This window comes from Sphingopyxis sp. 2PD (assembly GCF_005503695.1).
GTDB lineage: Bacteria > Pseudomonadota > Alphaproteobacteria > Sphingomonadales > Sphingomonadaceae > Sphingopyxis.
On sequence record NZ_SCMU01000033.1, the window covers coordinates 1 to 23031 of the forward strand.

The window sequence follows — 23031 nt, forward strand, 5'->3', positions numbered from 1 at the left end:
ACCCATGACCCGCGCCCGCGTCCTCCTCCTTACCGCCGCTCTCGGCCCGCTCGACTATCGTGTCCCGCAGGGCAGCGAGGCGCCGCTCGGCAGCGTCGTCATCGCCCCGCTGGGGCCTCGGCGGATGGGCGGGGTGGTGTGGGAGGATGAAAGCTTTGGCGCGCCCGAGGCGGTCGGCGACAATCGCCTGCGCAATCTTTACGAGGTCGTCGCCGTTCCCCCGATCGCCGCGCCGCTGCGCCGTCTGGTCGAATGGACCAGCGACTATTATCTCAGCCCCCCGGGATCGGTGCTGCGCATGGTGCTGCCCGGGGTCGCCTTTGCCGACGCCAAGCGCCCGATCGTCGAATATCGCGCCACCGGCGAATTGCCCGCCCGCATGACCCCGCAGCGCACCGTCGCCATCGAAAAGATCGGCGACCGGCAAGGCATGGTGCGCGAACTCGCCGCGCTCGCCGAGGTCAGCGATGCGGTGATCCGCGGCCTCGTCAACACCGGCGCGCTCGAAGCGGTCGCCGTCTCGGCTGACCAGCCATACCCCCACCCCGATCCCGCTTTCGCACCGCCCGATCTGTCCGCCGAACAAACCGCCGCCGCCGCGCAGTTGACCGCCGCCGTCACCGCCGAGAAATTCGAAACCTTGCTGCTCGACGGCGTCACCGGATCGGGTAAGACCGAAGTCTATATGGAGGCGATCGCCGCCGCGATCGACGCGGGCAAGCAGGCGCTCATCCTGCTCCCCGAAATCGCACTGACCGAACCGATGCTGACGCGCTTCGCGGCGCGCTTCGGCTGCGAGCCGGTGGCGTGGCACTCGGGACTGCGCTCCACCGAGCGCCGCCGCGCCTGGCACGCGATCGCCGGCGGCGAGGCTCGGATCGTGGTCGGCGCGCGCTCGGCGCTGTTCCTCCCCTATGCCAATCTCGGCGTCATCGTCGTCGACGAGGCGCATGAGACGAGCTTCAAGCAGGAGGATGGCGTCCATTATCACGCGCGCGACGTCGCGGTGATGCGCGGGCATTTCGAGGGGCTGCCGGTCATCCTCGCCAGCGCCACTCCGGCGCTCGAAAGCCTCGCGATGGTCGAAGCGGGGCGGTATCGCCATATCCAGCTGCCCGCGCGTTTCGGCGGCGCGACGCTGCCTGACCTCGCCGCAATCGACATGCGGCAGGATCCACCCGACCGCGGCCGCTGGCTCGCCCCGCCGCTCGTCGATGCGCTCGCCGATCGGCTCGCCAAGGGCGAACAGAGCCTGCTCTTCCTCAACCGCCGCGGCTTTGCGCCGCTGACCCTCTGCCGCACCTGCGGCCACCGCATCCAGTGTCCGAACTGCACCGCGTGGATGGTCGAGCACCGCCTCGTTCACCGCCTCGCGTGCCACCATTGCGGCCATGTCATGCCGCCGCCGCGGCTGTGTCCCGAATGCGAGGACGAGGACAGCCTGGTCGCCTGCGGCCCCGGGGTCGAACGCGTCGCCGACGAGATCGCGCTGCGCTTTCCCGAAGCGCGTACCGCGATCGTCACCAGCGACACCTTATGGTCGCCTGCAAAGGCCGCCGAATTCGTCGACAATGTCGAGGGCGGGCTGGTCGACATCATCATCGGCACCCAGCTCGTCACCAAGGGCTATCATTTCCCAAACCTCACGCTCGTCGGCGTCGTCGATGCCGACCTCGGGCTCGATGGCGGCGATTTGCGTGCGTCCGAGCGCACCTTTCAGCAGATCGCGCAGGTCGCGGGGCGCGCGGGGCGCGGGGTGAAGCCCGGCGAGGTGCTGATCCAGACCCGCGTCCCCGACGCGCCGGTGATGGCCGCGCTCGTAGCCAACGACCGCGACGGTTTCTATTCCGCCGAAGCCGCGGCGCGCAAACAGGCGGGAGCGCCGCCCTATGGCCGCTTCGCCGCGCTCGTCATTTCGTCCGAAGAGCTCGAGGTCGCCCGCGGCGTCGCGAAGCGGCTCGGCGACAAGGCGCCGGTCGCGGAAGGCCTCGCCGTCTATGGCCCCGCCCCCGCGCCGCTCGCGATGCTGCGCGGCCGCCACCGCTTCCGCCTCTTGCTCCACGCCCCGCGCAGTTTCGACCTGCAAGGCACGATCCGCGACTGGGTGAACAGCATCGACTGGCCGTCCAAGGCGCGGCTCGCGATCGACATCGACCCCTATAGTTTCGTCTGACCGCACAAGGCTTTACAGTCGGCGACCGGCTTGGCAGCATGGCGGGTAACGAAAATCCGGGGGGATCGCATGACAAATGGCATGATGAAGCGGTGGTGCGCCGCCATTGCGTTGATCTGTTGCTGCGCGGCGCAGCCCGCAGCCGCGCGCTGGCTGCGCGCCGACACCAATAATTTCATCATCTACAGCGAAGGCGACGAAAAATCGCTGCGCCGCTTTGCCGAAAATCTCCAGCTGTTCGACGCGACGCTGCGCCACCGCTTCAACGTTCCCGGCGGGTTCGAACCCAATCGGCTGACCATTTACCTGTTGCGCGAGGCGGCCGACGTCAACCGGCTGTCGGGCGGGCGGCTGGGGCCGGGAACTGCCGGATTCTACAGCGTGACCACCGACGGCAGCTTTGCGGTGTCGAACCGCGAGGATGACGGCAGCACCGGGCGCGGCACCCCGGCGTCGCAGCAGATATTGTTTCACGAATACAGCCATCATTTCATGAAACGCTATATGCCGGTCGCGTTTCCGGCCTGGTTTATCGAGGGTTTCGCCGAATATCTGTCCACCGTCGATTTCGAAAAGGACGGCCGCCCCGCGGTCGGCATGCCGGTGTACAGCCGCGCCTATGGCCTGCTCGCGCTGCCGAAAATTCCCGCCGAACGGCTGCTGTCCGAACGGCCGACCGCGATGAAGACGGCGGCGCAGCAGGACGCCTATTACGGCCGCGCCTGGCTGCTCACCCACATGCTGTATTCGGAACCGGCGCGCTCCGGGCAATTGCTGACCTATATGCAGGCGATCAATCGCGGCGACGATCCGGCCAAGGCCGCGGCGGCGGCGTTTGGCGATCTTGCGAAGCTCGACAAGGACCTCAACGCCTATCTCAATCGCCGCCTGAACTACACGCTGCTCCACAAGGCGATGGTCGTCGAAGGCGAGATCAACATCACCCCCTTGTCCGCGGCCGAAGACGCACTGCTGCCGCTGCGGCTGGCACGGCTGAGCGCGGGCGGCGATCAGGAGCGCCTGACCAAGATCACCGCCGACCTGCAGAAACTGGCGACACAGCATCCCGGCGACGCCGGGGTCTGGTTCGAACTGGCGGCCAGCGAATGGGACAAGGACGACGATCAGCGCGACCTGGCCGCGGCCCGCGCGGCGGTCGACAAAGCCCTGGCGCTAAAGGCCGACCATGTCCGCGCCAACGTCCTGCTCGGGCGGCTGCTGGCGAAGGAGGTGGACGCGAAGGGCGATTATAGCGATGCGGCCTGGCGCGCCGTGCGCAAACCGATTGCGCTCGCCAACCGGACCAACCCCGACGACCCGCTGCCGCTGTTCGAATTTTTCCAATCCTATGTCGACCAAGGACAGCGCCCGCCCGCGATCGCGTTGCAGGGGCTGGCACAGGCTTTTTCGCTGGAGCCGGAAAATGTCACCATTCGCATGAACCATGCCTTTGCCCTTGCCAACGCGGGCAAAATCGACGCGGCGGCGAATCTCGCCAAAACGATCGCGTTCGACCCGCACGATCGTGGCAATGGACAGAATCTGCTCGACCAGATCGAGGCCATGCGCGATCGCGGCAAAGATAGCGCGGTGACCGCTGCCGATGCAGGCGCCGCCGAAGATTGAACGAACCGCGATCGGCCAGGGGATCGATCGACGGGGAAAGAGGAACGGGACTGTGATGTTGAAAATTGCCGCGCGGATCGTCTGCACGATCGTGACCCTGACCCTGGCGGCGACCGCCACGACGGCGCGCGCCGAATGGTGGGAAGCGCGCACCAGCCATTTCATCATCTATTCCGAAACCAAGCGCGAGGATGCCGAAGCGTTCGCGCGCGATCTTGAACGCTTCGACAATGCGCTGCGCACGATGCAGAACATGCCCGTCCCCGGCCCCGACGTCGGCGACGCCAACCGGCTGAAAGTCTATCGCACCGGCGACACCGACCGGCTCGGCTATATCCTCAACGCATCGGGCGCCGGGATCGGCGGCATCTATTTCGGCCGCGCGGGCAATCCGACCTCGTTCGTTCCGGCGCGCGAGAAACGCTCCTTGTCGCGCGGCATCGACACCAGCGGGCCGCAGCTCGACATCCGGTCGACGCTGTTCCACGAATATACCCATCATTTCATGCTGAGCAATTTCAGCACCGCCTATCCGCATTGGTACACCGAGGGGTTTGCGGAACTGTACAGCACGATCCGCTTCAATCCCGACGGCAGCTTTCACGTCGGCGACGTGCCGCAGCATCGCGGCGAGATGCTCAAACAGCTGTCGGACACCAAGCTGACGCGCCTGCTCGACACCAAGGTCAAGCTCACCGGGCTGGAATATTATCAGTCGTACAGCTTTGGCTGGCTGCTCGCCCATTATCTCAATTTCCACCCGGCGCGCAAAGGCCAGATCCAGACCTATCTGACGGCGGTCAATCGGGGTGAGGATTCGCTCGCCGCCGCCAAAAATGCGTTCGGCGACCTCGACGCGCTGCAACGCGACGTACGCCGGTACAAAAGCGGCCCGTTCCTCGGTTACGACATCAAGCCCGCCAATTATGCCGAACCGGTCGTCGCGATGCGCCGGATGAGCGCCGCCGAAGAGGCCGTGATGCAGGCGCATATGCGGTCGGTCCGCGGGGTGACGCGGTCGCAGGCGAAGGATGTCGCGAGCGACCTGCGCAGCAAGGCGGCGCCCTATCCCGACAGCCTGTTCGCGCAGCTGGCACTGACCGAAGCCGAAATCGACGCCCAGAATTTCGACGCCGCCGACGCCGCCGCCGATCGCGCGATCGCCGTCGATGCCAATTCGCCGCTGGCGCATTATTGGAAAGCGATGGTGGCGATGGGCCGCGGCGAAAAGGACAAGGCGGCCTATGCTGCAGCGCGGCCGCATCTGGTCAAGGCGCGGCGGATCGACCCCAAGGATCCGCGTCCCGCCATCGCCTATTACCAGTCCTTCTATGACGCGGGCGAAGCGGTTCCCGAACCGGCGATCATCGCGCTGGAGAAAGTGTTTCCCTATGCCTCCTATGATCCCACCTATCGCCTGCTGCTGGGACGCCAGCTGATCGACGAGAAGAAGGGCGATCTGGCGCGCAGCGTGCTGGCGCCGATCGCCTTCGGGTCGCACAGCAGCGACGAGGAAAATCCGTTGCAGGCCGTCATCGCGGCGATCGACGCCAAAAATCTGGACGAAGCGCGCACCAAGATGGCCGAGATCTACAAGAAGATGAAGGACGCCCGCGACGGCAAAGACCGGCGCTGAATTTGCGAGCACATAGAGGACTTTACAGCCGCTGCCGCGACCGGCAGCACCGCCGCGGATGCCAGTCGGGAGCAGCAGCATGATCAGGATTCGCGTGACGATGGTCGCGGCCATTTTGGCCGTCATCGCCACCCCGGCGCACGCCAAATGGCTGCGCGCCGATACCGAGAGCTTCATCATCTACAGCGAGAGCAACGAAAAGCAGCTGCGCGAATTCGCCGCCAATCTGCAGCGCTTCGACACCACGCTGCGCGTCGTGTTCAACGTCGCGGCAAAGGGCGAGGAAAGCCGCCTGCCCATCTATCTCCTGCCCGGCCGTGACGATGTCGCCCGGCTCGCGACCGGATCGCGCAGCGCCCCCGTTTCGGGTTTCTACCGGCAGGACCGCGATGGCAGTTTCGCCCTGTCGCACCGGCAGAACGACGGCACCCTGCCCGGCACGTCGCCGGCGCAGCAGGTGCTGTTCCACGAATATAGCCATCATTTCATGAAACGGCATTTGCGCGTCGCCTTTCCCGGCTGGTTCATCGAGGGCTTTGCCGAATATTATTCGACGGTCGATTTCGACAAAGAGGGGCGGGCGATGGTCGGCCAGCCCGCCCATCGCCGCGCCTATGGCCTGTTGATGCTGCCCAAGATGCCCGCCGAGCGCGTCCTGTTCGAACCGCCCAGCGCGATGCGCAGCCGTGGCCAGACCGACGTCTATTATGGCCGGTCGTGGCTGCTCACCCACATGCTGTTTCACGACCCGGCGCGCGCCAACCAGATCAACGCCTACACCAACGCGATCAACGCCGGGACCGAACCGCGCAAGGCGGCGACCGACGCATTCGGCGACCTCGCGCAGCTCGACAAGGATCTCAACCGCTATGTCGAGGGGCGGCTGTCCTATCGCACGACGCGCGATCCCGTGCCGGTATCGACCGCGATCAAGATCACCCCGCTGTCGGCGGACGAGGATGCGGTGATGATGTTGCGCATCGAACGGATGAATGCGCGCGCCGATCAGGCCCGTCTGACCAAGGTCCGCGACGACCTGCGGGCGCTCGCCGCAAAACTGCCGGCGAACCCCGATCTCCAGTATGAACTGGCCGCCGCCGAATGGGATATTGCGCCCGCCACCCGCGACCTGACGGCGATGCGCGCCGCGCTGGACAAGCTGCTGGCAGCCAGACCCGAGCATGTGCGCGGCAACGTCCTGCTGGGGCAGCTCCAGCTCCACCAGCTACGCCAAAAGGGCGAGACCGATCCCGCCGCGTGGAAGGCCGCGCGGCGACCGATCCAGATCGCGAACCGCGCCGACCCCAACGACCCGATCCCGCTCCACGCCTATTTTCAGAGCTTTCTGACCGAACGGACGCGCCCAAGCGACATGGCGATCAAGGGGCTGGAGCGTGCCTTTGCGCTGACGCCTGAAAACCTCAATCTTCGCAGCGCCTACGCCGTCTGGCTGGCGCATCTGGGGCGCTTCGAACCCGCGATCAACCTCGCCAAGACCGTCGCGTTCGATCCGCACGACAATGGCCGCGGTGATGCGCTGCTGAAGCGGATCGAAACGATGCGCGATCGCGGCGCCGCCGCCGCACCCGAAGCGGAAGACGACGACGGCGAGGGCTGATCTCCGTTCAATAATCGGGTTCGGCGCCGCCCAGCACCTGCGCCGCCTGCCCGGTCAGCCACGCCATCGCCGCCGCCCAGGGCTGGTGCCCGTGGCTGATCCGCGCGACGCCGAGGTTCGCCAGTTCCTTGTGCGTCGGCCCGCCCTTGCCGCGCAGGATGTTCACCGGCAGCGGCGAAGCTTCGCAGATCGCGCCGATATATTTGGGGTCGAGCAGAAAGGGGACGAACAGCGACCCCGCCCCCGCATCGGCATAGGCGCGCGCGCGTTCGAGTGTTGCGGCGACCAGCGCCTCGCCATCCTGCGCGACATCGGCGCCGCGAAAGGTGTCGCAGCGCGCGTTGACGAAGATGCCGGTGTCGGTCGCGGCGCGATAGCGCGCCACCGCGTCGGGGATCGCCAGCAACGCGGTCTGGCCCGGCAGCCGGTCCTCCATGTTGATCCCCGCCGCCCCGGCATCGCGCGCGCGCGCGACCGAGACCCCGACCGCCGCGGGATCGGCGCCATAACCCGATTCCATATCGATCGTCACCGGCAGGTCGGTCACCGCCAGGATACGCGCGAGATTTTCGAACACATCTTCGAGCGGAAAATCCTCGCCATCGGCACGCCCCTGCGCGCCCGCGACGCCGAAGCTGCCCGTCGCGATCGCCTTCGCGCCCGCCGCGGCGACCGCCTTGGCGCTGCCCGCATCCCAGATGTTGACCAGGATCAGCGGGTCGCCGGGAACATGCAGGGCCGCAAAATCGCTAATCTTATCGCTCATCATCTTACTCCCTTGAATGTCCGCTAGGCGATCCGGCCGGGCGTCGCCGTTCCGAATATCTGATGATAGCCGCTTCGGGCGTCCATATATTCGCGAATGCGACGAACGCGCGATCCGGCCATCTCGAAAATGAACACATAATCGAGCGCATAGGCGCGGCCGTTGGCCAGCGTCGCACTGTGGCGTTGCTCGAATATGACGCGATCGCCCTCCGCAGTAACCGAGATCGGCTCGATCTCCATCCCGTTCGGGAACAGCCGCGGATAATCGTCGAGGATGAAGCGGACGATCGCCTCCGCGCCGACCATATGGTGCGTTACGCCCAAGGCCACCGCGGTGGCGTTTTCGGGCGGCGCGCGCCATTCGACATCGTCGGCCAGCACCGACCTGATCCGGTCGGCATCACCGCTGCCCAGCGCGCGCCACACCGCTACCGCCGCTTCCTTGCTGGTCATCGCCGCCGCCTCAAAATTCATCGAGCCGTGCCTGCCCCGGCGCGCCTTCGCGGCGGAGCAGTTCGTCCTTGATCGGCAGGCCATAGGCATAGCCGCCGAGTGTCCCGTCGCTGCGCACCACCCGGTGGCACGGGATCAACACCGCGACATTGTTCGCGCCATTGGCGCTGCCCGCGGCGCGCACCGCCTTGGGCTTGCCGACCGCGGCGGCGATGTCGGCATAGCTGCGCGTCTCGCCCGCCGGGATCCGGCGCAGTTCGCGCCACACCGCTTCCTGAAATGCCGTCCCTTTCACGTCGATCGGGATATGGTCGAAACCGTCGGTGGGGGCTTCGACCGCGGCGACCACCTGTTTCAGCAACGCGGCGAATTCGGTACCGCCCTCGACCAGATCGGCGGCGGGAAAGCGCTCCTCGAGCGCCTCGCGCCCCTCGGCGAACGACAGGCGGCACACCCCCTTGTCTGTCGCAGCGACGAGCATGTCGCCGAGGCTGGTCGCCACCACCGCCCAGTGGATCGTTACCCCCCTGCCGCCGTTCACCCATGCCGAAGCCGTCATCCCCATGCGTCCTTCCATATTGTCATAGAACCGCGACGGCCCCGAAAAGCCCGCGTCGTAAATCGCGTCGGTGACCCGCCCGCCCTCGCTCAACGCCTGCCGCGCGCGCTCGTCGCGCAAGGCCCGTGCATAGGCGGCGGGCGACAGGCCGGTGTGGCGGGTGAAGACGCGCTGGAAATGCGTCGGCGAATAGCCGGTGCGCGCGGCGAGGTCGGCGAGTGCCAGCGGCTCCTCGCTCGCCTTGATCGCCTGGATCGCCGCGAGCACCGCACCCTCGTCGCGCGCGACATCGTCGGGCAGGCAGCGCTTGCAGGGACGCAGCCCGGTCGCACGCGCCGCGGCGCCGTCGGCGAAAAAGCGGACATTTTCGCGCAAGGGATGCCGCGCCGCGCAGCTCGGACGGCAATAGATGCCCGTGGTCAGCACCCCGGTGACGAAGCGCCCGTCGAGCGCGCGGTCGCGGCGCAGCACCGCCGCCCAGCGCGCATCGTCGGTCATGGTGTCGGCGGCGCTCATACCCCATCCCTTTCGATCCGCGCCGCGAAACAGCCATGCGCGGCGTTGTGCGCGTCGATATAGGCGATGCCGGCATCGGCGAACAGGTCGCGGATCGCACCATCGGCTTCACCCGGCGCCGCGAGCCTTGCGGTTTGCAGCATGCCCGCGGCATCGAAGGCGCGCAGCGCGATGGGCCGCCCGGCAAATACTGGCGGCAGTTCGTCGCGATAGCGGGCCGCGTCGACCCCCGACCGCACATAGATCGCATAAGCGCTGCGATACGGCGTTTCGACGTCGTGGCTGACATGGTGGAGCAGGATCAGCTCCTCCCCGGCGCGCGCATCCTCCAGGCTGATCCGGCAGGGAAATCCCATATCGGCGGTGGCGGTAACGCGGCGCGCGTTGATTGCGGCCAGCCCCGCATCGTCCATCGCGAACAAGGGGGCAAAACGGTCGGGGGCGAGCCCTTCGATCATATAGGTCATCGGATCTTTCCTTTCACTTCGGCTGGGGCCGTCTTGCCACCCTCCGCCACCCGGTGCGTCCCGATGCTTGCGTTCAAAGTTGGCGCGGCTAGGGTGCGCGCCATGACCCGCTTCCTCGCGCTGCTGCTCGCCCTGTTCGCCCTGACCCTGCCCGCGCGCGCCGCCGACGACATCAGCGCCGCATCGCGCAGCGTCGTGCGCGTCGTTACTGTCGCGATGGTCGACGGCGAAGTGGTCGGTTTCGGCCATGGCAGCGGCATCGCGATCTCGCCGACGCGCATCGTCACCAACGCGCATGTCGTCGAATCGGCGGTGCAATATCCGAACAATGTCGCGCTCGGTGTCGTCCCGTCGGAGGGGCAAAAGAGCTTCGCGGCAAAGCTGATCGCGATCGACAAGGCGCGCGACCTAGCGCTGCTCGAAATTACCGAGGCGCGGCTGCCCGCCGCCGCGGTTTACACCGGGCCGCTCGAATCGGGCGCCGACGTCGTCGCGCTGGGCTATCCGGGCAATGTCGACCTTGCGACCGCGCGCAGCGCCAACGACTATATCACCCCGCGTACCCCGACGCGCAGCGAGGGCAATCTGTCGAACACGCAAAGCGTCGATGGCGTCGCGATGCAAATCCACACCGCCAAGATTTCGCGCGGCAATTCGGGCGGGCCGCTCGTCGATGCGTGCGGTCGCATCGCCGGGATCAACACCGCGATCACGCGCGCCGACGATGGCGATTCGCCCTTTGCCTTTGCGATTTCGGCGCGCGAACTCACCCGGTTCCTGGCCGATGCGAACCAGCAATATGCCAGCGTCGGCACCCCCTGCCTGTCGCTGGCCGAGGCCGACGCGCGCGATCGCGCCGCGATGGACGCCGAAGCGCGCGCGAGCGCTGAGGCGAACGCCGCGAAAAACGCGGCGGCAGAGCTCGACCGCGACCTCAAACAGGCGCGCGCCGAAGAGGAAGCGCTGGCGGCGCGCGAGAACCGCATCGCGCTCGCGGGCGTGTTCTTCGTCATCGGCGCGCTCGCCGCGGGCGCAGGGCTGCTCTTCTACAGCCAGCAAAATATGCGCAACGCCAAGATCGCCGGCGGGGCGGGCGCGGCGCTGATGATCGGCGCCGCGGTGCTGTTCGTCACGCGCCCCGACGCGCGCGCCGAAATCGCCGCCGACAGTGCCCCGGCGCCGACCGCCGCCGAGCCAAAGCTCGCGGCGGGGAACCTGCTCTGCACGATCCGTCCCGATCGCAGCCGCATCACCGTGTCGGCAACGACCGATGTGCCGATCAGCATCGGCAAGGATGGCTGCGTCAACGGCCGCACCCAATATACGCGCGGTGCCGACGACCGCTGGCAGCGCATCCTTGTCCCCAATGACGAGCCGACGGTGACCGTTGCGTCGATCGACGCGGCGGGACGCGACTATCGCGTCGAACGCTATCTGCTCGATGCCGAGACGATGACGAAGGCGCGCGAAACGCGCGCTGGCGTCGTGCTCAAAAGCTGCACCGCAAACCCCGACGAGCTCGCCGGCCTCGCGGCGCAGCAGGACGCGATCCGCAGCGCGCTTCCCGCCAGCCCCAACGAGCGCCTCGTCTATCGCTGCCAGCCCGCGAGCGGCGCGGCGATGAAGAACGCGCCCGGCGGCTGAGCCTCAGCGCAGCCCGTCCACCCACTTGGTGAGCAGCGCCTGCGCGGGCGCGGTATAGGCAAGCTCGTGACCGATCCCCGCGATGCGCGCGACCGTCGCATCGCGCCGCGCCTGCACCAGCCGGTCGAGATTGTCGGGCGTCACCAGCGTGTCGGCGTCGCCGTGCATCAGGAAAACGGGCGCTTTCACTCGCGCAAGCTTCGCGCCATTGTCGAACCGGTCGCGCACCAGCCAGCGCGGGACGAACGGCACCTGCCGCCGCACCACCGACGGCAGGTCCGAAAAGCCCGACACGAGCATCAGCGCCGCAACCTCATGGCGCAGCGCGATCTCGGTCGCCGGCCCCGACCCGATCGAATTGCCGACGACGACGACATCGTGCGGCGCGATCCCCGCGGCGCCGAGCCACCGCATCGCGGCCGCGCCGTCGCGATAGAATCCCACCTCATCGGGCGACCCCGGATTGCCGCCATAACCGCGATATTCGACGAGCATCAGCCCATGCCCTGCCGCCGCCGGACCGCGCGTCGCCTCGATCGCGCCCTGCATATTGTCGCCATTGCCATGGAAGAAGAGGATCATCTTCTTGCCCGGCGCCGCGGGGCGATAAAAGGCCATCAGCCGCAGCCCGTCCTCCGTCTCCGTATGGACGAGCCGGAAACCGGGCAGCGCCGCGCGCGGATAATCCTGCGGCGCGGGAAAAATCATCCGTCGCTGCTGCGTATAGAGCAGCGCGGCGACAACGAGCGCAAAGACGAACAGTCCCAGCAGAAGCTGGACCAATATCCTCACCCGCCGCACGCCTTGAACAGCATCAGCGTCCGTTCACGCGCGAGCTCGCTCGACGCCTCGTGATAATCCTTGCGCCGGTCGCTGTTGAAGCCGTGGTTGGCGTCATAGACAAATATCTGCGCGGTCGGGTGATCCTTCGCGATCAGCGCCTCGACGCCTTCCATCGGGATGCCCGCGTCATAGCGGCCGAAATGGGCGATCGTGGCACATCCGGGCGCCTGATCGGCGAACTGGGTGGGGACCAGGCTGCCATAATAGGCCGACGCCGCGGCCAGGTCGGGGCTGATCTGCGCCATCCGCCACGCGACCGAGCCGCCGTAGCAATAGCCGGTGATAAAGACCGGGGCCCTGGGACCTTTTGGGCCCTTCAGCGCGTCGACGCACGTCTGCGCGTCCTTCAGGCTCTGCTCGAACGGGTGCAGCTCGCGCGCCAGCTGCACCGCGCGTTCGAACTGCGGCCCCGAATAGTCGCTCTCGAACCCCGGATGCTCGCGGTCGAACAGCGCGGGCGCCAGCACCTCATAACCATCGGCGGCATATTCGTCGCACAGCTCTCGAATGTGATCGGTGACCCCGAAGATTTCCTGCACGAGCACCAGCCCGCCGCGGCGTTCGCCTTCCGGCTGCGCGTGATAGACGGCGATTTCGGCGCCATCGTCCATCGTCATTCGAATCATCTCGCCCATGCGCTTCCCCACTTTCGTTCGGACTGAGCCTGTCGGGGCCGCAGGCGACCGCCGGTCAACTCCCGTCCTTCTTTCCCACAACCTTTGAAGAAAGAACGGCCCTTCGACAAGCTCAGACCCTGCCCCCGCGAAGGCGGGGGGCGAACGGGTTTGGGAAGGTGGTCGGAAGACTCCCAACCCCACCTTGCATTGCAGCAAAATCGTTGCTAGGCGCGCCGCGACTTCGCGTAGGGGACATTCGACGAATCTCCCCATATACGGCGCGACCCATCCCCCACGGGATAGCAACAAAGGACTTTCACGCGTGGAGAATTCCGGCGGCATTCAAGGCAACATCACGGCGGGCCTCGCGGGCCGTTATGCGGTCGCTTTGTTCGATCTGGCACGCGAATCGAACGCGATCGACGCGGTCGCCAAAAGCCTCAGCGACCTGCGCGCGGGCCTCGCCGAATCGGCCGACCTGTCGGCGCTGATCGCCAGCCCGGTCGTCGGGCGCACCGACGCCGCCAGCGCGATCGGTGCCGTTGCCAAGGCGATGAAGCTCGATTCGCTGACCGCCAAATTCCTGGGCGTACTCGCCGAGAACCGCCGCCTTGCCGATCTGCCCAAAATGATCGACGCCTTCGACGCGATCGTCGCCGACCACCGCGGCGAAGTGACCGCGAAGGTCACCAGCGCGCACCCGCTCACCGCCGACCAGCTCAAGGCGCTGACCGCGAACCTCAAATCCCGTGTCGGCCGCGACGTTTCCGTCGCGACGACCGTCGACCCCGCCATCCTTGGCGGTCTCGTCGTCCAGCTGGGCAGCCAGCTGATCGACGGCAGCATCCGTACCCGTCTCAATAGCTTCGCACAGGCGATGAAAGGCTAAACCATGGAAATCCGCGCCGCTGAAATCAGCAAGGTCATCAAGGACCAGATCGCCAATTTCGGCACCGACGCAACGGTCAGCGAAATCGGTCAGGTGCTGTCGGTCGGCGACGGCATCGCCCGCGTCCACGGCCTCGACAATGTCCAGGCTGGCGAAATGGTCGAATTCGCCAATGGCGTGCAGGGCATGGCATTGAACCTCGAAGCCGACAACGTCGGCATCGTGATCTTCGGCTCGGACGCCGAAATCAAGGAAGGCGATCAGGTCAAGCGCACCGGCACGATCGTCGACGTCCCCGTCGGCAAGGGTCTGCTCGGCCGCGTCGTCGATGGCCTCGGCAATCCGATCGACGGCAAGGGCCCGATCAAGGCCGACAAGCGCATGCGCGTCGAAGTGAAGGCGCCGGGCATCATCCCGCGCACCTCGGTGCACGAACCCGTCCAGACCGGCCTCAAGGCGCTCGACGCGCTCGTCCCCGTCGGCCGCGGCCAGCGCGAGCTGATCATCGGCGACCGTCAGACCGGCAAGACCGCCGTCGCGATCGACACCTTCATCAACCAGAAGCAAGCCAACGCCGGCGACGATGAGTCGAAGAAGCTGTACTGCATCTATGTCGCGGTCGGCCAGAAGCGCTCGACGGTTGCGCAGATCGTGCGTCAGCTCGAAGAAAATGGCGCGATGGAATATTCGATCGTCGTCGCCGCGACCGCGTCGGAACCCGCTCCGCTGCAATTCCTCGCGCCCTACACCGGCTGCACCATGGGCGAATTTTTCCGCGACAACGGCATGCACGCCGTCATCGTCTATGACGATCTGTCGAAGCAGGCCGTCGCCTATCGCCAGATGTCGCTGCTGCTCCGCCGCCCGCCGGGCCGCGAAGCCTATCCCGGCGACGTTTTCTATCTGCACAGCCGCCTGCTCGAGCGCGCGGCAAAGATGAACAGCGACAATGGCTCGGGCTCGCTCACCGCGTTGCCGATCATCGAAACGCAGGCGGGCGACGTTTCGGCGTACATTCCGACCAACGTGATTTCGATCACCGACGGGCAGATCTTCCTCGAAACCAACCTGTTCAACGCCGGTATCCGCCCGGCGATCAACGTCGGCTTGTCGGTGTCGCGCGTCGGTTCGGCCGCGCAGACCAAGGCGATGAAGAAGGTGTCGGGCTCGATCAAGCTCGAACTCGCGCAATATCGCGAAATGGAAGCCTTTGCGCAGTTCGGTTCGGACCTCGACGCCTCGACGCAGAAGCTGCTCAACCGCGGCGCGCGCCTGACGCAGCTCTTGAAGCAGCCGCAGTTCCAGCCGATGCCGTTCGAAGAGCAGACCGCGTCGATCTTTGCCGGCACCAACGGCTATCTCGACAATGTCGCGACGACCGACGTGTCGCGCTACGAACAGGCGATGCTCGCCTATCTGCGCAGCGACCATGCCGATGTGCTGAAGACGATCCGCGACACCAAGGACCTGGGCGACGACGCCAAGAAGGCTCTGGTCGCGGCGCTCGACGCCTTCGCCAAGATTTTCGCGTAAGCCAAGTTACCGTGAGCCCGGCAGTCGCGCCGGGCTGACGAACAAGAGGGGCCGTAATGGCATCGCTTAAGGAACTCAAAGGGCGGATCGTCTCGGTCAAATCGACCCAGAAGATCACCAAGGCCAAGAAGATGGTCGCCGCCGCGAAGCTGCGCAAAGCGCAGGCCGCCGCCGAAGCCGCGCGTCCCTACGCCGAGCGGCTCGAAGGCGTCGTCGCCAGCCTCGCGTCGAAGGTCGGCGCGTCGGATTCGGCGCCGAAGCTGCTCGCCGGTACCGGCAAGAGCGACACGCACCTGCTCGTCGTGCTCAACAGCGACCGCGGGCTTGCCGGCGCGTTCAACTCGAACATCGTCAAGGCCGCGCGTGACAAGGCGCTCGAACTGCAATCGCAAGGCAAGAAGGTTCTCTTCTACCTCGTCGGCCGCAAGGGCCGCCCGGTGATCGCGCGCCTCTTCCCGGGCCAGATCATCGAGCAATATGAAACCACCGGCATCCGCGACATCGGCTTCGAACAGGCGAGCGACATCTCGGCGAAGGTGATGGAGCTTTACGAAGCCGGCGCCTTCGACGTCGCGCATCTTTTCTATTCGAAGTTCCGCTCGGCGCTTCTTCAGATCGCCACCGGCCAGCAGATGATCCCGGTTCCGCCGCCCGCCGACGTTCCGGTTTCGAGCGGCGCCGCCGTCGAGTACGAACCCGACGAGGAAGCGATCCTCGCCGACCTGCTGCCGCGCAACGTCACCATCCAGATCTTCAAGGGTCTGCTGGAAAACGCCGCGTCCGAACAGGGCGCGTCGATGACCGCGATGGACAATGCGACGCGCAACGCGGGCGACCTGATCAACAAGCTGACCATCGTTTACAACCGCACGCGTCAGGCGGCGATCACCACCGAACTTATCGAGATTATCGCGGGCGCCGAAGCGCTCTAATCGATCAACCCAAGGAAGAACGTAATGGCTACCGCTCCCGCTGAAAAGAAGGCTCCCGCCAAGAAGGCCGCCGCGCCCAAGGCTGCTGCGCCGAAGAAGGCCGCCGCTCCGAAGGCTGCCGCCACCGGCACCGCAACCGGCCGCGTCGCACAGGTCATCGGCGCCGTCGTCGACGTCCAGTTCACGGGTGAGCTGCCCGCGATTCTGAACGCGCTCGAAACCGACAACAATGGCAACCGCCTCGTCCTCGAAGTCGCGCAGCACCTCGGCGAAAACACCGTCCGCACCATCGCGATGGACGCGACCGACGGCCTGACCCGCGGCCAGCCCGTGACCGACACCGGCGCGCAGATCTCGGTTCCCGTCGGCCCGCAGACGCTCGGCCGCATCCTCAACGTCATCGGCGACCCGATCGATGAACGCGGCCCGGTCAATGCCGGCATGACCGCGCCGATCCACGCCAAGGCTCCCGAATTCGTCGACCAGTCGACCGAAGCCGCGATCCTCGTCACCGGCATCAAGGTCATCGACCTCATCGCCCCTTACGCCAAGGGCGGCAAGATCGGCCTGTTCGGCGGCGCCGGCGTCGGCAAGACCGTGCTCATTCAGGAACTGATCAACAACATCGCCAAGGGCCACGGCGGCGTGTCGGTGTTCGCGGGCGTCGGTGAACGCACCCGCGAAGGCAACGACCTCTATCACGAATTCCTCGACGCCGGCGTTATCGCCAAGGACGCCGACGGCAACCCGACCCCCGACGGGTCGAAGGTGGCGCTGGTGTTCGGCCAGATGAACGAGCCCCCGGGCGCCCGCGCCCGCGTCGCGCTCTCGGGTCTCACCATGGCCGAATATTTCCGCGACCAGGAAGGCCAGGACGTTCTGTTCTTCGTCGACAACATCTTCCGCTTCACGCAGGCGGGTTCGGAAGTGTCGGCGCTGCTCGGCCGTATTCCTTCGGCGGTGGGTTACCAGCCGACGCTGTCGACCGACATGGGCGCGCTGCAGGAACGCATCACCTCGACCACCAAGGGCTCGATCACCTCGGTGCAGGCGATTTACGTCCCTGCGGACGACTTGACCGACCCGGCTCCGGCAACCTCGTTCGCCCACTTGGACGCGACGACGACGCTGAGCCGTGCGATTTCGGAACTCGGCATCTATCCCGCGGTCGACCCGCTCGACTCGACCTCGCGCGTGCTCACCGCCGCGACCGTCGGCCAGGAGCATTACGAAACCGCCCGCCGCGTTCAGGAAACGCTGCAGAAGTACAAGTCGCTGCAGGACATCATCGCGATTCTCGGCATGGACGAGCTTTCGGAAGAAGATAAGCTGGTCGTCGCCCGCGCGCGCAAGATCCAGCGCTTCCTGTCGCAGCCGTTCCACGTCGCCGAAGTCTTCACCGGCATCCCCGGCAAGTTCGTCGCGATCGAAGACACGGTGAAGTCGTTTAAGGCCGTGGTCGACGGCGAATATGACCATCTGCCCGAAGCGGCCTTCTACATGGTCGGCGGCATCGACGAAGCGGTCGCCAAGGCCGCGAAGCTCGCCGAAGACGCGTAACAAACCTACACCCCTCCCCCGAGCGGGAGGGGTTTAAGGACATATCATGGCTCTGAAGTTCGAACTCGTCACCCCCGCCCGCCTCGAGCGGACCGCCGACGTCCATATGGTCACCGTGCCGGGGACCGAGGGCGATTTTTCGGTGCTCGAAGGCCATGCGCCCTTCATGGCGACGCTGCGCAACGGCCCGCTGACCATCTATGCCACCGCGGGCGCCGCGCCCGAAGTGATCGAGGTCGAGGGCGGCTTTGCCGAAGTTAACGAGGCCGGCCTGACCGTGCTTGCCGAGCATATCGCCGGCTGACCCTTTTCGCCCGTCCACGGCGATTCGAAAGCCCGCATCCCTATGGATGCGGGCTTTTTTCGTGCGTGGGATGGCGTTGAGCGTTGGTCGGCGGGGCAGGTCTCGACCGGAAGTGGACGTGTCTTCTCCCCTCCCGCAGGCGGGAGGGGTCGGGGGTGGGCAGCAACGGTGAGAAAGCCCACCCCGCTGCGACTAACGAACAAGTTCGCAAGTCTCGCTGCCCCTCCCGCCTGCGGGAGGGGAAATCAGTTCACGATGGGAACGTCCGCTCCCCACCCCAAAACCGCCCGTCGCATTCGCCTGCGCGCATTAGGACAATGTCAAAGTTTCCGATTTATTCACCGTGTCGGATGGGGATGCACCAGCCGCGCGGCGATGCTCCCGATGGATTTGGAAGAACAGGACAAAGCGAATGAGTGCATTCGGACGCCGACCCGGAACCGCTGGCCGCCCTGCCTTTGGCGTGGCGAAGCCGATGCAGGGTGGATCAGGCGTGCCCGGCGGCGCGCAATTCCCGGCGATCGACACGCCGCCCGCGATCGACATCCCGCAAATGCCGTCGAACCTGTCGCCCGAAGAAGAGGCGATGGAGCGGCTGAATCAGCGCTCGACCGCCGAGGCGATGGAGCCCGAAAAGGCGCAAGGGTTCGAAGCGTCGGTCCACAAGATCAAGGAGCAGGTGCTGCCGCGCCTGCTCGAGCGCGTCGATCCCGAGGCCGCGGCGACGCTCAGCAAGGACGAACTGACCGAGGAATTCCGCCCGATCATCCTCGAAGTGCTCGCGGAACTGCGCATCACACTCAACCGCCGCGAACAGTTCGCGCTCGAAAAGGTGCTCGTCGACGAGCTCCTGGGCTTTGGCCCGCTCGAGGAACTGCTTGCCGACCCCGACATTTCGGACATCATGGTCAACGGCCCGTACCAGACCTATATCGAAAAAAAGGGTCAGCTGGTCATCGCGCCGATCCAGTTCCGCGACGAACAGCATCTGTTCCAGATCGCGCAGCGCATCTGCAACCTCGTCGGTCGCCGCGTCGACCAGACCACCCCGCTTGCCGACGCCCGTTTGAAGGACGGCAGCCGCGTCAACGTGATCGTGCCGCCGCTGAGCCTTCGCGGTACCGCAATCTCGATTCGTAAATTCTCGGCCAAGCCGATCACGCTCGACATGCTCTGCCAGTGGGGCGCGATGAGCCAGAAGATGTGCACCGCGCTGAAGATCGCGGGCGCGAGCCGCTTCAACATCGTCATCTCGGGCGGCACGGGTTCGGGCAAGACGACGATGCTCAACGCGCTGTCGAAAATGATCGACCCCGGCGAACGCGTTTTGACGATCGAGGACGCCGCCGAACTTCGGCTGCAGCAGCCGCACTGGCTGCCGCTCGAAACGCGCCCCGCGAACCTCGAGGGCAATGGCGCGATCCACATGGGCGACCTTGTGAAGAACGCGCTGCGTATGCGTCCCGACCGCATCATCATGGGCGAAGTCCGCGGCGCCGAGTGTTTCGACCTCCTCGCCGCAATGAACACCGGTCACGACGGATCGATGTGTACGCTCCACTCGAACAGCCCGCGCGAATGCCTCGGCCGTATGGAAAACATGGTGCTGATGGGCGACATCAAGATCCCGAAGGAAGCGATCTCGAAACAGATCGCCGACTCGGTCGACCTGATCGTGCAGATCAAGCGCCTGCGCGACGGCTCGCGCCGTGTCACCAACGTCACCGAAGTGATCGGGATGGAAGGCGACGTCATCGTCACGCAGGAATTGTTCAAGTTTGAATATCTGGACGAGGACAAGGACGGCAAGATCGTCGGCGAGTATCGCGCGATGGGCCTGCGCCCCTATACGCTGGAAAAAGCGCGGCAATATGGTTTCGACCAGCCATATCTGGAAGCGTGTCTGTAACCCTTATCCCTCTCCCGTCGGGAGAGGGTTGCGAAGACTTGCCAGCTTGCTGGCTAGTCGAAGCTGGGTGAGGGGTTCAGACTTAGCGCGCAAAATCTGCGGCAGAACCCTCATCCAACTCCGCCTAATCGCTTCGCGATAAGGCTCCATATCCTTCTCCCGGTGGGAGAAGAATCAAGGCTTCAACGCCAGCGCCGCCGCCAGCAAAGCGACCGCTACCCCCACCAATGCAATCCCCCGCCATGGCATAAATCCGACCGCATCGACGTCGCGCCGGTTGCGCCGCCGCCAGTCCGCGACCTCGGCGGCGACCGCCACCGCGGCGCCCGCAGCACTGACAATCAGCATCGACCCTTGCATTGACGCGCGCACCTTCGCAAACAGGGACTCTTCCCCCCAAGAGAGAGGTGCCGATATGCGAAATTTCCGTCCCGTTGCAATAGCCGCCCTGTTTGCCGCCGCGGCGTGCAGCGCCCCGGCCCAGAACGCCACCGCAAGCGAAGCTGCCGCCAAACCTGGCGATGCGATCGCCGCCGCGGTTGCCGCGCCGACCCGCACCCCCGCCAATCTGGCGCGCGACCCATATCGTCACCCCGCCGAAACGCTTGCCTTCTTTGGCGTCAAACCCGGCGACACGGTCGTCGAGCTGTGGCCGGGTGGAGGCTGGTACACCGAAATCCTCGCGCCGCTCACCAAAGCGGGTGGCGGCACGCTCTACGCCGCGGCGCCGTGGGAACGCGGGCTCAACCGGATCAAGGAATGGCAGGGTGCGAATGCCGACCTCTATGGTGGCATCAAGCTCGCCGAATTCCCCAATGCCGGCACCAACCCAAAGGTCCCCGACGGCAGCGCCGACGTCGTCCTGACCTTCCGCAACGTCCACAACTGGCGTTTCGGCGGCGCCGACAACACCGCCAACGCGTTCAAGCAGATTTTTGCGATGCTGAAACCCGGCGGCACGCTGGGCGTCGTCGAGCATCGGCTGAACGAGAGCGACGATGCCGCGAAGGAAGAAAAATCGGGCTATATGAAGGAAAGCTCGATCATCGCCTTTGCCGAGGCGGCGGGGTTCAAGCTCGCTGAAAAGAGCGAAATCAACGCCAATCCCAAAGACACGAAGGATTATGAAAAGGGCGTCTGGACGCTGCCGCCCAGCCTGCGCGAAGGCGACACCGACCGCGCCAAATATGTCGCGATCGGCGAATCGGACCGCATGACGCTGAAATTCGTGAAGCCCGCGTCCTGAAGCATTTCGAATCCATCGACCCTGCGCTGCTGCTCAGCGCCTATGCGCAGGGTATTTTCCCGATGGCCGACGGGGCGGATGACCCGTCGGTCCATTGGGTCGAACCGCGGCTGCGCGCGATCCTGCCGCTGGATGGCTTCCGCCTGTCGCACAGCCTGAAAAAGACGATCGTCGCCGATCGCTTTCGCGTCACCACCGACCGCGCCTTTGCCGACATGGTCGCGCTGTGCGCCGAACCTGCGGGTGACCGGCCAACCACCTGGATCAACCCGGTAATCAAGGCGAGTTACGACCGGCTGTTCCAGATCGGCCACGCGCACAGCGTCGAATGCTGGCAGGGCGATGAGCTGGTCGGCGGGCTATACGGCGTGTCGCTCGGTCGCGCCTTTTTCGGCGAATCGATGGTCAGCCGGGTGCGCGACGCGTCGAAGGTCGCGCTCGCGCACCTCGTCGCGCGCCTTGTCGCGGGCGGCTGGAAATTGCTCGACTGCCAGTTCATCACCCCCCACCTCGCCAGTCTCGGCGCGATCGAGATCCGTCAGGCGGATTATCTGGCGAGGCTCTATTCGGTGTTGGCGGGCGGCGATGGCGCCGCGGCGGGCGCAGGCGTCGGAGCTGCGGGCGTATCGCCGCCTTCGCCGCCGTTCGTCGTGGGCGACTGGGGCGCGCTCGACGCCTCGGGCGCCGCCGCCGAGCCCGATTTCGTCGCCGCGGGGGCGACGGGTTCACCGCCGGGATATGTCATCGCGCAGCTTTTGACGAACACGTCATAGATCGGGTGCTGGATGATATTGCGGTCGGGGCGTTCGCGGAAAATCCAGCCCGAAAAGACGCGCCGCCATTTGTCGTCGCTCTGATCCTGCACCGTCAGCTGGACAAAGGCGCCGGTTTCGGGCGGATCCTCCCACGGCGCGGTTTGCTCGCACGCGCGCAGCCGGACGATCGCCCGGCCGACCCGCGCGGCTTCGCCGGGTTTCATCTCAAGCTCGCGGACCAGCCCATTGCGCTTGTTGAGCAAGCCAACGACGGCCACGCGCTCGGCCATCGGGGTCGCGCCTTCGATCCCGCCGACCTCGTCCGGGACGCGCTCGGATTTGGCGACGGTCTGCACCGTCGCGCTGCCATTCCCTTTTGACGGCGTCCGGTCGCAGGCCGCAAGCGTGCTCGCGGTCAGCAGCGCGATCAGCGCGGTCGTCGTCCGCCGCGACATTATTCGCCGGGCCGCCAGGCCTCATAATCGCCGGTCGCCGCGGCGCGCTGGCCACCGCGTTCGAGCGCCCCGGCGGGGCGATAGGCGCCGGTGCTGCCGGTCAGATTCGGCGTCGGCGCCTGTTCCCACGCGCGCGGCGCAGGCAGGATATCGGTCGGCAACTCATCAAAGGTGCGGTGCAACCAGCCGTGCCATTCGGGCGGCACCCGGCTCGCGTCGTTCGATCCGTTGTAGATGACCCAGCGGCGGTCGCCCTTGCGCGCGCGATAATAGGTGTTGCCGAGGCTGTCCTCGCCTACCTTTTCGCCGGTTTTCCAGCTGTTCAGCAGCGTGCCGACGGTCGCACCGTCCCACCAGGTAAAAATCTTGCCAAGGATGCTCATGGCGAGGCGTTTACAGGCAAGGACGCTGGCTTCGCAAGCGTCAAACGACCGGCTTCGCCTGCCGGTATCGATAAAACCGTAGCCCTGAGCCTGTCGAAGGGCGCTTATCAGATAAGCGCCCTTCGACAGGCTCAGGGCTACGGCC

General features: G+C 66.0%; 21 protein-coding genes and 1 pseudogene. 13 read left to right on the forward strand and 9 right to left on the reverse strand.

Features of this window, described 5'->3' with window-relative positions; genetic code table 11:
- Positions 1–4: 4 nt before the first annotated feature.
- The 4 genes from FFS18_RS15465 (at position 5) to FFS18_RS15480 (ending at position 7053) form a co-directional block, all read left to right on the forward strand.
- Positions 5–2173 (forward strand): primosomal protein N', encoded by a 2169-nt coding sequence (locus FFS18_RS15465; protein ID WP_137871552.1) that lies wholly within the window; start codon positions 5–7, stop codon positions 2171–2173.
- A 69-nt stretch (positions 2174–2242) separates the two neighbouring features.
- Complete coding sequence (locus FFS18_RS15470) at positions 2243–3799, forward strand: tetratricopeptide repeat protein (protein WP_137871528.1); 1557 nt, start codon at positions 2243–2245, stop codon at positions 3797–3799.
- Positions 3800–3854: 55 nt separating this feature from the next.
- Positions 3855–5435, forward strand: coding sequence for a tetratricopeptide repeat protein (locus FFS18_RS15475; protein ID WP_137871529.1), 1581 nt, complete (start codon positions 3855–3857; stop codon positions 5433–5435).
- 79 nt (positions 5436–5514) lie between these two features.
- The gene (locus FFS18_RS15480) at positions 5515–7053 is read left to right on the forward strand and encodes a hypothetical protein (RefSeq protein ID WP_137871530.1); all 1539 of its coding nucleotides are present in this window, start codon (positions 5515–5517) and stop codon (positions 7051–7053) included.
- Between the two features lie 7 nt (positions 7054–7060).
- Here the strand turns inward: FFS18_RS15480 and FFS18_RS15485 are convergent, their stop codons facing one another.
- The 4 genes from FFS18_RS15485 to FFS18_RS15500 are packed head-to-tail and all read right to left on the reverse strand — an operon-like array spanning position 7061 to position 9816.
- Complete coding sequence (locus FFS18_RS15485; protein WP_249340430.1) at positions 7061–7819, reverse strand: isocitrate lyase/PEP mutase family protein; 759 nt, start codon at positions 7817–7819, stop codon at positions 7061–7063.
- A 23-nt stretch (positions 7820–7842) separates the two neighbouring features.
- On the reverse strand, positions 7843–8295 hold the full coding sequence (locus FFS18_RS15490) for a nuclear transport factor 2 family protein (protein ID WP_171005336.1): 453 nt from the start codon (positions 8293–8295) through the stop codon (positions 7843–7845).
- The gene (gene ada, locus FFS18_RS15495) at positions 8285–9349 is read right to left on the reverse strand and encodes a bifunctional DNA-binding transcriptional regulator/O6-methylguanine-DNA methyltransferase Ada (protein WP_137871533.1); all 1065 of its coding nucleotides are present in this window, start codon (positions 9347–9349) and stop codon (positions 8285–8287) included. Before ada ends, FFS18_RS15490 begins: the two co-directional genes overlap by 11 nt.
- Entirely contained in the window at positions 9346–9816 is a 471-nt protein-coding gene (locus FFS18_RS15500; protein WP_137871534.1) for a DUF1203 domain-containing protein, read from the reverse strand. Before FFS18_RS15500 ends, ada begins: the two co-directional genes overlap by 4 nt.
- 102 nt (positions 9817–9918) lie before the next feature.
- On the opposite strand from FFS18_RS15500, the gene FFS18_RS15505 reads away from it, so the two are divergent.
- On the forward strand, positions 9919–11460 hold the full coding sequence (locus tag FFS18_RS15505) for a S1C family serine protease (RefSeq protein WP_137871535.1): 1542 nt from the start codon (positions 9919–9921) through the stop codon (positions 11458–11460).
- A gap of 3 nt (positions 11461–11463) precedes the next feature.
- Here FFS18_RS15505 and FFS18_RS15510 read toward each other — a convergent pair whose 3' ends face one another.
- Both FFS18_RS15510 and FFS18_RS15515 read right to left on the reverse strand, forming a co-directional pair.
- A complete protein-coding gene (locus tag FFS18_RS15510) occupies positions 11464–12252 on the reverse strand; it encodes an alpha/beta hydrolase (RefSeq protein ID WP_137871536.1) in 789 nt (262 codons plus the stop codon).
- Positions 12249–12938 (reverse strand): dienelactone hydrolase family protein, encoded by a 690-nt coding sequence (locus FFS18_RS15515; protein ID WP_137871537.1) that lies wholly within the window; start codon positions 12936–12938, stop codon positions 12249–12251. The genes FFS18_RS15510 and FFS18_RS15515 overlap by 4 nt, the downstream gene beginning before the upstream one ends.
- Positions 12939–13242: 304 nt before the next feature.
- On the opposite strand from FFS18_RS15515, the gene FFS18_RS15520 reads away from it, so the two are divergent.
- The 6 genes from FFS18_RS15520 (at position 13243) to FFS18_RS15545 (ending at position 20047) form a co-directional block, all read left to right on the forward strand.
- On the forward strand, positions 13243–13809 hold the full coding sequence (locus FFS18_RS15520) for a F0F1 ATP synthase subunit delta (RefSeq protein ID WP_137871538.1): 567 nt from the start codon (positions 13243–13245) through the stop codon (positions 13807–13809).
- 3 nt (positions 13810–13812) lie between these two features.
- A complete protein-coding gene (atpA, locus tag FFS18_RS15525) occupies positions 13813–15342 on the forward strand; it encodes a F0F1 ATP synthase subunit alpha (RefSeq protein WP_137871539.1) in 1530 nt (509 codons plus the stop codon).
- Positions 15343–15398: 56 nt separating this feature from the next.
- Positions 15399–16274: a F0F1 ATP synthase subunit gamma gene (locus tag FFS18_RS15530; RefSeq protein ID WP_137871540.1), complete on the forward strand. Its 876-nt coding sequence runs from the start codon at positions 15399–15401 to the stop codon at positions 16272–16274.
- 24 nt (positions 16275–16298) lie between these two features.
- Positions 16299–17834, forward strand: coding sequence for a F0F1 ATP synthase subunit beta (gene atpD, locus FFS18_RS15535; protein ID WP_120217358.1), 1536 nt, complete (start codon positions 16299–16301; stop codon positions 17832–17834).
- Between the two features lie 46 nt (positions 17835–17880).
- Positions 17881–18138 carry an ATP synthase F1 subunit epsilon gene (locus tag FFS18_RS15540; RefSeq protein ID WP_120217359.1) on the forward strand — a complete coding sequence of 86 codons (258 nt, stop codon included), beginning with the start codon at positions 17881–17883 and terminating at the stop codon, positions 18136–18138.
- A 412-nt stretch (positions 18139–18550) separates the two neighbouring features.
- Positions 18551–20047 carry a TadA family conjugal transfer-associated ATPase gene (locus FFS18_RS15545; RefSeq protein WP_137871541.1) on the forward strand — a complete coding sequence of 499 codons (1497 nt, stop codon included), beginning with the start codon at positions 18551–18553 and terminating at the stop codon, positions 20045–20047.
- A 174-nt stretch (positions 20048–20221) separates the two neighbouring features.
- On the opposite strand, the gene FFS18_RS17535 is transcribed toward FFS18_RS15545, so the two are convergent.
- Complete coding sequence (locus tag FFS18_RS17535; RefSeq protein WP_168454260.1) at positions 20222–20395, reverse strand: hypothetical protein; 174 nt, start codon at positions 20393–20395, stop codon at positions 20222–20224.
- Between the two features lie 67 nt (positions 20396–20462).
- Between FFS18_RS17535 and FFS18_RS15550 the strand changes: the two genes are divergently transcribed.
- Both FFS18_RS15550 and aat read left to right on the forward strand, forming a co-directional pair.
- Positions 20463–21293 (forward strand): class I SAM-dependent methyltransferase, encoded by an 831-nt coding sequence (locus FFS18_RS15550; RefSeq protein WP_137871542.1) that lies wholly within the window; start codon positions 20463–20465, stop codon positions 21291–21293.
- Entirely contained in the window at positions 21290–22066 is a 777-nt protein-coding gene (gene aat, locus FFS18_RS15555) for a leucyl/phenylalanyl-tRNA--protein transferase (RefSeq protein WP_137871543.1), read from the forward strand. The genes FFS18_RS15550 and aat overlap by 4 nt, the downstream gene beginning before the upstream one ends.
- Before the next feature lie 35 nt (positions 22067–22101).
- Here aat and FFS18_RS17870 read toward each other — a convergent pair.
- Positions 22102–22503 (reverse strand): annotated as a pseudogene (locus tag FFS18_RS17870) (DUF2155 domain-containing protein); the annotation flags it as partial.
- Complete coding sequence (locus FFS18_RS15565) at positions 22503–22886, reverse strand: NADH:ubiquinone oxidoreductase subunit NDUFA12 (RefSeq protein WP_120217364.1); 384 nt, start codon at positions 22884–22886, stop codon at positions 22503–22505. The gene FFS18_RS15565 and the pseudogene FFS18_RS17870, both read right to left, overlap by 1 nt.
- Between the last annotated feature and the right edge of the window lie 145 nt (positions 22887–23031).

What these genes read in the sequence shown, in the direction of transcription:
- FFS18_RS15465 (WP_137871552.1), top strand. Translation starts at nt 5, where the DNA reads ATGACCCGCGCCCGCGTCCTCCTCCTTACCGCCGCTCTCGGCCCGCTC.
- FFS18_RS15470 (WP_137871528.1), top strand. Translation starts at nt 2,243, where the DNA reads ATGACAAATGGCATGATGAAGCGGTGGTGCGCCGCCATTGCGTTGATC.
- FFS18_RS15475 (WP_137871529.1), top strand. Translation starts at nt 3,855, where the DNA reads ATGTTGAAAATTGCCGCGCGGATCGTCTGCACGATCGTGACCCTGACC.
- FFS18_RS15480 (WP_137871530.1), top strand. Translation starts at nt 5,515, where the DNA reads ATGATCAGGATTCGCGTGACGATGGTCGCGGCCATTTTGGCCGTCATC.
- FFS18_RS15485 (WP_249340430.1), bottom strand. Translation starts at nt 7,819, where the DNA reads ATGAGCGATAAGATTAGCGATTTTGCGGCCCTGCATGTTCCCGGCGAC.
- FFS18_RS15490 (WP_171005336.1), bottom strand. Translation starts at nt 8,295, where the DNA reads ATGAATTTTGAGGCGGCGGCGATGACCAGCAAGGAAGCGGCGGTAGCG.
- ada (WP_137871533.1), bottom strand. Translation starts at nt 9,349, where the DNA reads ATGAGCGCCGCCGACACCATGACCGACGATGCGCGCTGGGCGGCGGTG.
- FFS18_RS15500 (WP_137871534.1), bottom strand. Translation starts at nt 9,816, where the DNA reads ATGACCTATATGATCGAAGGGCTCGCCCCCGACCGTTTTGCCCCCTTG.
- FFS18_RS15505 (WP_137871535.1), top strand. Translation starts at nt 9,919, where the DNA reads ATGACCCGCTTCCTCGCGCTGCTGCTCGCCCTGTTCGCCCTGACCCTG.
- FFS18_RS15515 (WP_137871537.1), bottom strand. Translation starts at nt 12,938, where the DNA reads ATGGGCGAGATGATTCGAATGACGATGGACGATGGCGCCGAAATCGCC.
- atpA (WP_137871539.1), top strand. Translation starts at nt 13,813, where the DNA reads ATGGAAATCCGCGCCGCTGAAATCAGCAAGGTCATCAAGGACCAGATC.
- FFS18_RS15530 (WP_137871540.1), top strand. Translation starts at nt 15,399, where the DNA reads ATGGCATCGCTTAAGGAACTCAAAGGGCGGATCGTCTCGGTCAAATCG.
- atpD (WP_120217358.1), top strand. Translation starts at nt 16,299, where the DNA reads ATGGCTACCGCTCCCGCTGAAAAGAAGGCTCCCGCCAAGAAGGCCGCC.
- FFS18_RS15540 (WP_120217359.1), top strand. Translation starts at nt 17,881, where the DNA reads ATGGCTCTGAAGTTCGAACTCGTCACCCCCGCCCGCCTCGAGCGGACC.
- FFS18_RS15545 (WP_137871541.1), top strand. Translation starts at nt 18,551, where the DNA reads ATGAGTGCATTCGGACGCCGACCCGGAACCGCTGGCCGCCCTGCCTTT.
- FFS18_RS17535 (WP_168454260.1), bottom strand. Translation starts at nt 20,395, where the DNA reads ATGCTGATTGTCAGTGCTGCGGGCGCCGCGGTGGCGGTCGCCGCCGAG.
- FFS18_RS15550 (WP_137871542.1), top strand. Translation starts at nt 20,463, where the DNA reads ATGCGAAATTTCCGTCCCGTTGCAATAGCCGCCCTGTTTGCCGCCGCG.
- FFS18_RS15565 (WP_120217364.1), bottom strand. Translation starts at nt 22,886, where the DNA reads ATGAGCATCCTTGGCAAGATTTTTACCTGGTGGGACGGTGCGACCGTC.